Raw genomic sequence first — 6380 nt, 5'->3', positions numbered from 1 at the left:
GAGTGCATCGATATCGGGCTCTGCTTTTGCTAGCTCTTTCATGCACTTGACCATATAGTCATAGAGGATAAGGCCGTTGGCTTTTGCAGTCTCGACGATACTGTAAAGCATCGCGCTCGCCTCAGCGCCATTTGGTGTGTTGGAGAATAGCCAATTTTTCCTGCCAATAACCAGCGGTTTAATTGCGCGTTCAGCGCGATTATTATCGATAGATAAGTGACCATCGTCGATATAACGAATGAGTTTAGGCCATTGCCCGAGCGTGTACTTTATTGCTTTGCCTAGTGGGCTAGAGCCTATCACCTTCTGGGTTGTCATCCATTGGTAAAGCTCATCCAGTATCGGCTTGGCAAGCGCTTGACGCTCTGCTTTTCGCTCTTCGGCAGGCGCACCTTTTAAGCGTGATTCTATCCCGTAGAGTTTTTGGATTTTAGCCAGCGCCTTATCAGCCTTGCCTGATTTACCTTTCCCTTGAAGCTTTTTAGCATCCATGAACTTGCGACGAGCATGCGCTAAGCACCCTACCTTGGTGACGTGATGAAGTCCATCATAAGCCGCGTAGCCATCGGTTTGTAGATAACCGTTGTAGTCACCTAAAAAGTCCACGGGACAAGCCCTCGCGCGACTGTTTTGATAGTCGTACAAGGCAATATTTTTCACATTCGGCAGTGCCGCTTCGGGTGAGTCAGCGCCTGAGCAGTAGAGCCACATATAACACTGCTTCTCTTCTTTGAGCACATTGAGCGGCGTTTCATCCGCTTGAACCACCACTTGTTGAAGTAGGTGCTCTTTCAAGGCGGCATACAGCGGGGCGAACTTCTCACTGACTTGGATGACCCACCTAGCCATGGTGGTACGTGATAGCTCGATACCCGACTGGGTAAACAGCGATTCTTGACGATAAAGTGGCATCGCGTATTGGTATTTTCCAAGAATGATGTTGGTCAGCAAACTTTCTGTGGCGAAGCTTTTAGGGATGAGGCTCTGAGGGGATGGCTTCTGAACGATTCGGCTGCTGTCGCCTGTTTTCTCGCACTGACGACAAGCATATTTAGGTTATCAAGCTGTCCGTTCTTAATCATAGTCCAAAGATCTACCCCTGCAAGAGTAGCTTTTGCTCCTTCATCAGATTTCCACCCTAGGCACTGGTGCATTTTACCTTTCACTCTACGGTGACTTTGTTCAGATACATTACCTGAAGCACTTCAATTAGATTGAGCATCTTCCCCGTTAACCAAAGGCTGACGTTGATATTATGTAACGCTAATGCGTTAGCACCACTCTTATCTATCACGACCTTTTCGGGCAAGCCATTATGGCTAATTGCCTGGTGAAGAAGGCGCGAGCTGCCTTCTCGTCACGGTATTCGCACAGTAAAAAATCAATCACATTACCGCATTTATCAACGGCTCGGTAATAATACTTCCACTGGCCTTTGACGTTAATGTAAGTCTCATCCATCCGCTACGAAGTAGCGACAGGCTTCTTTCTTCGGTGTGCTCTGTGCTCCAATAGTGGGGCGTATTTGATAACCCACCGATTGATGGTTGAGTGATCAACATCGATACCTCGCTCATTGAGTATCTCTTCGGTTTCACGGTAGATCAGCTTATAAGAAACGTAATAACGAACAGCCGGAAGAATGATGTCGGAAGGAAAGTGGCGCCTGTAAATTTGATGGCCATAGCGTCGGCAGTGGTGAATTTTGATGAAGAGTTTAACCTATCACCACTGTTTACGACAGAACCTGTAATTGTAATATTGTCCACCTTTTCTGATTTTTAAGTCTAATATTAGAAGATTGATTTTGGTATTCAAAGCGTGATAGCAATGTTCTTTACTTTCGATATTGAAGAGGTAAGTGATGACAAAAGCATTTTTGGTTTTGATCGGAGTTGTACTTTTCGGTTGTCGTGATGATTCTACTGAGTTCAGCTTTACCCCTGCTCCTGAAGAGGAATCACCTCAACCCATTACTTTTGAGGCTCAAATAGGTGAAGTGACTATACAAGGCCTCAAAGAACCAATAATCACAGTCGCCCCTTCACTTTCTGCGACTGAAGACGGTACCTCACTGGTTACAATAGAAACGTTCAAAGGGATACCTTATGCTTACTCGGGCGATAGTAGCGAAGGTGATTTTTTCTTCGGTGCGCCTGACCGTTTTGAACACAGTGTGATGCTGCCTCTAGCACAAGCGGTGACCGAAAATAATTCGTATACAGACTTTGGGAATATATGCCCTCAGTTTGGCTCAACAGAATTGTACTCAGAGACCTGCCTTTACTTGAACGTATGGAGACCTAATAATGCGACTTCAGGTGATTTATTACCTGTGTATGTTTATATCCATAGTGGTTCGTTTGAAACGGGATCTGGACACCTGCCCAATATAATTCCAGATGTCGCCGTTGCACAAAGTACAATGAGTGATAACCCCTTTATCGCTGTTACTTTTAACTACCGTCTTGGTTTATTGGGAAAACGGTGGGTTGAAGATGCAGGTCAAACGAAAGGGGGCAACTTTGCGGTTGGTGATCAAAAGCGAGCTCTAGAGTGGGTTAGCCAACATATCGAAGACTTTGGCGGAGATAGTACAAACGTCACTGTATTTGGGCAAGGTGCTGGTGCGACATCAATTAATGCGCTTCAGCAAACAACCAGTGGAGAGCGCGATCCTGAAGATGATATTGCCGGTAATTTCTTTAGCAGAGCGATTATGCAAAGTTTACCGCTCGGACTTTCATTTGAATCATACGCTGCAGCGAAAGACCAATACGACACTTTAGAAACTGCAATGGCAACGCTGTATCCTGATTTAAGTATTAACCAATTGACGGTTGATCAGATTTTAGAACTACAAAAACAAGTAAAAGCAGAAATAACGGGACGCTTGTTTGGTTTACCTGACCAAACCATCGAAAGTATGGTCAGTGACATCTTGGGCTGGATTGAAGATGGCGATAGCACGGAATCGATTGTGGCGAAGCTTACTTTGAAATACGCATCGGATATTGCAGCAATCGAACCGCGAGCGAAATTACTTCCCTTTTCACCCTACATTGAGTCCCATCGTGAGTGCATAAAGACATTCCTTGGGGTTTGCACAGAATATGAGGAATACCCAGGCTATCACGTAACAAGCCTCGCTCATGAAGCTCCTTTAACCGTCCCTTCTATTATAGGATTTAATAACAATGAAACGGATAGTTATATAGCGGAGTTAAAGTTACTATTCTTGATTAACATAGAATTATTACCGGGTATTAAATTACTTGATGTTGTCCTATTTTTAATAGGAGATAGTGATGATATTCGTGATTTGCCACAAATAGCAGATATACCTGCGTACACGTTAATATCATCAATCCTATATGTAGATCGGTTGACCGAAACGCCTTTACGCTTTGATGATTTCTCACCATCGGAAAATCCTACCACTTTAGATGGGGTATCAGAAGAGATAAGAAAGTTTAATCAATTAAATAATCAATTGATATATAAATGTGCTATTCGTGATTACGCAAAAGAAGTCGATCATGACATCACTCCTATCATTTATCATTTTGACTATGTCGCAAGTTTTAATAACCAGCTGATTGAAGACTCTATTTTTGACACAATAGGTAATTTGGCTTGCTTCGGTGGAAAAGCCTGTAACCAAGCTGAAATTCCTTTTGTGTTTAATCGATTATATAACCAAAGCGGAACGAAGATAGCGCCTGATGAAGGTGACCTTCTTCTTATGGGAGAAGTATCGAGTTTGTGGTTTAGCGATGAATTATTCAACCCTGAATATCGATACCAAGAAGATACAGATAACATATTGGTGATAGTTAATAATGCCACGGATGATGGTGGCGAAATAAACAAGAATATTACAGCGTGGGATGCTACGATAAATATGGGTATTGATGCTAGCACATCACAAGGTATTTGTGATGCTATTTACTAAGTCGTCTTTTATTACAGTGAGGTAGGAATGATGCTACATATGCTAAATAGAGTTTGTTGGATAGAGATGAAAGTAAATCATCGAAATTTTTTTTTATTTTATTTCGTAGATCTTGGTGCGTAAGTTTCTTTTCTTTTATTTTGATACTCTCTAATATTGCTAATGCAAAGGAAGCTTCGATTTTTGAGCAGTATGGCATACCGGAACACCTACCTAAGTATGGTATTAGTACTTTATCTCAAGGTGATCATATTGTTGAGCACGTTCGTAAAGTCACTTCAATTAATGAGGAGGCTTCATCTTCATCTTTTTATTTAGTGCAAACAACAGATTTAAAGGGAAATATTGATTTGAGGATTAAATATTTTCAGGATCAAATTTCTCAAATCGATGGTGAACCTTCACTCTCAGAAGATGGTGGAGCGATAGACTCCATTGAATATTTGACTAAAACAGAATATCGACTTCGCGCCTACTCAGATAGTTACGATCGGTCTTCGGTTACCGTTGAAGAATTAGATGAACGTCGTGCAATTGTACGTTTTAACTATTCTAAGTATCAACTACCTCAAGATGTCGCCTATTTTCGTTTCATGCGAGTTGAGATAAGTGTTGAAGATCGCAAGCCTGTTAAAATGGTGATCACTAATTCGCAACCATTTACCTATGGTACTTATAGAATTGAGGATTATAGACAAGAAATCTTAATCAGTGAGCGTTACAATGGTCAATTTTACGTTAAAAGCAAAACCATTGTGGCAAACGGAGTAACTAGAAAAAAAGAAAAGCTTACTCTGTCATTGCTCATGACTCCCGTCGCTTTTTATGACGATGTAGATGGTGTCGAAGTTCTAGATAGTGAAAAGCTTGAAGAAGCATCAGATCCTCGTATTCGAGAAGAAAAGGTCGAGGTCAGTAGTTTTTTCCCACTGATGGGAGACTTAGTCCGTAGACAAGGTATTGATATTCCTCTTCCATACGGTTTTTCTGTCGCTTATCGCAATCAAGATATGGATCTTGGCTTTCAATCTTTTAATTTAGGTCTCGGAGCATTAGGCCTTCAGAATTTAGATAAGGACTTTGAACCGACAGAGACCTTCGCCAAAGTTAATGCTGAGAGTTTTAGTATAAGGGGAGATGTCTATATTTTGCCTTTCTGGAATGTTTACGCTTTAGCTGGAAAGATTAAAGTTAAGGCAACCATTGATGCGCAATATACATCGGAGAGTTTAAACGAAGTTAAAGATAGTTTAAACGGCATCGATCCTGGATTAGGTGATGCCTTATGTAGTGCGCTAAGCAATGAAGGACTCCCTCTGTGTAGCCCTGGTCGATTGAAGCTTCCTTTAAGTCTTGACTATGATCTGTTAGGTGTGGGTACTACACTAGCCGTCGGGTATAAAGAATTTTTCGCCACGCTTAATATGACCGCATCTCAAACACGATTAGAGGGCTCTTCGAGCTGGGGTGATACTCTGTTTGTTGCTCAACCAATGGTTGGTTATCAGCTTGTTGATTATAGAGCTCAGTTATTAATTGGTGCTGAATATCAAGGCTTAGATTCTACGTTAGCCGGTAATCTAGGTTATGTAGATGCGTTACAAGGTGAGTTCACTTATGACGTTGATGTTTCTCTAAATCAATGGGCTTATTTGATTGGTTTTAATAAGCAAATAGGTAAACACTATAATATCACAGCCCTTTATAATAAAGGTGAAACAAGAGAAGCATATACAGTTAGTTTGGGCTATCGATGGTAAATGATTGTGTTAATACTAAGCTGAAATATGGGGAGTATCCGTAGCTCAATTTATTTAACATTAATCTAACAATGTGGCCATGAAACATCTTAGTTTCTTATGGCCATTTTTTTGTTCGGGTAGCATTCTGATTTAAAGGCTCTCCGCCACTTGAAACGCAACACCTCACCCGCGAGAAGAGATGCATCAAGCACTTGCGTATTTTCATCCAAGCACATCGAAGTTGATTATAATCGAACAAGAAGGACAGTGCTCTTGGATATCTAAGCCCAGTTAACTTTAAAAAACAATATGTCGCTTATGCGTATTTCGGTGATTGCGATCGGCTGTTTCCCCCCGTGTCAGCATAGTTGTCGTCTAGATTTTTAAGGGGATAACAATGCCAGCTAATCCGTAAGCGTGCCATGAACACCGCATTCTAATCCTTCAGCACGAAGAATAAGATCAACTCTCCAACCCAAAGGAGAGTTGAAATGGTAAAACGACGTACCAACCTAGAATGGCAATCACTGTTTGAACAATATGAAAGCAGCAGTGTTACCCAACGCGCTTTTTGTGAAGAGCATGGACTGAGTTTATCCACGTTCTTTGCCAAACGGCGTCAACTCCAAACAGCAAGCCAATCGGAATTTGTCGGATTTGTTAAAGCCGAAATCGTTGAAAAG

The 6380-nt window shown here is 41.6% G+C and carries 3 protein-coding genes and 2 pseudogenes; 3 read left to right on the top strand and 2 right to left on the bottom strand.

Annotated elements, in window-relative coordinates:
- Positions 1 to 1056, bottom strand: a pseudogene (gene tnpC / locus AB4512_RS19805) (IS66 family transposase); the annotation flags it as partial.
- 5 nt (positions 1057 to 1061) lie between these two features.
- A pseudogene (locus AB4512_RS19800) lies at positions 1062 to 1674 on the bottom strand (IS6 family transposase); the annotation flags it as partial.
- A gap of 190 nt (positions 1675 to 1864) precedes the next feature.
- Here AB4512_RS19800 and AB4512_RS19795 point away from each other — a divergent pair.
- The 3 genes from AB4512_RS19795 to tnpA all read left to right on the top strand — a co-directional run.
- Positions 1865 to 3955 carry a carboxylesterase family protein gene (locus tag AB4512_RS19795; protein WP_372175416.1) on the top strand — a complete coding sequence of 697 codons (2091 nt, stop codon included), beginning with the start codon at positions 1865 to 1867 and terminating at the stop codon, positions 3953 to 3955.
- A gap of 56 nt (positions 3956 to 4011) precedes the next feature.
- A complete protein-coding gene (locus AB4512_RS19790) occupies positions 4012 to 5715 on the top strand; it encodes a hypothetical protein (protein WP_241910562.1) in 1704 nt (567 codons plus the stop codon).
- Positions 5716 to 6188: 473 nt separating this feature from the next.
- The coding region (tnpA, locus tag AB4512_RS19785; RefSeq protein WP_408063696.1) for an IS66 family insertion sequence element accessory protein TnpA at positions 6189 to 6380 on the top strand (192 nt) is incomplete at its 3' end.

The sequence above is a fragment of the Vibrio sp. 10N.222.52.B7 genome, assembly GCF_041474275.1.
In the GTDB taxonomy this organism is placed as follows: domain Bacteria; phylum Pseudomonadota; class Gammaproteobacteria; order Enterobacterales; family Vibrionaceae; genus Vibrio; species Vibrio crassostreae_C.
This window is presented reverse-complemented; position numbering and strand designations above follow the sequence as displayed.

Coding starts and splice junctions, on each gene's coding strand:
- AB4512_RS19795 (WP_372175416.1), top strand. CDS start 1,865: ATGACAAAAGCATTTTTGGTTTTGATCGGAGTTGTACTTTTCGGTTGT.